This window comes from Alkalicoccobacillus porphyridii (assembly GCF_007293315.1).
GTDB lineage: Bacteria > Bacillota > Bacilli > Bacillales > Bacillaceae_D > Alkalicoccobacillus > Alkalicoccobacillus porphyridii.
In genome coordinates this window covers 1-255 of record NZ_VLXZ01000309.1, presented here as the reverse complement: position 1 = coordinate 255, position 255 = coordinate 1, and the positions used below count along the sequence as shown (strand labels likewise).

General features: G+C 47.1%; 1 protein-coding gene. It reads right to left on the bottom strand.

Annotation, left to right across the window (positions count from 1 at the left end; all coding sequences use genetic code 11):
- Positions 1-42: 42 nt before the first annotated feature.
- Positions 43-255, bottom strand: a 213-nt coding sequence (locus tag FN960_RS24415; protein WP_368854069.1) for a putative PEP-binding protein, incomplete at its 5' end; no start/stop codon positions are given.

The window sequence follows — 255 nt, the reverse complement described above, 5'->3', positions numbered from 1 at the left end:
ATGATCTTCTCCTAAGCAGTAAATTGGGCCGCATCTCGTGGATTAGCAGATTGTTTTTTCTTCAATGAACTTGTTAACCAGCGTCATTAACTCGTCCGTTGTCGGTTGAGCAAGAGCCTGCTCTGCTAACACCTTCGCATCTTCGAAGTTCGTGTTACGGATAATCTTCTTAATGCGCGGGATAGAAATGGCGCTCATAGAGAATTCGTCCAGACCCATCCCCAGCAACAGAAGTGTAGCACGTTCATCGCCAGC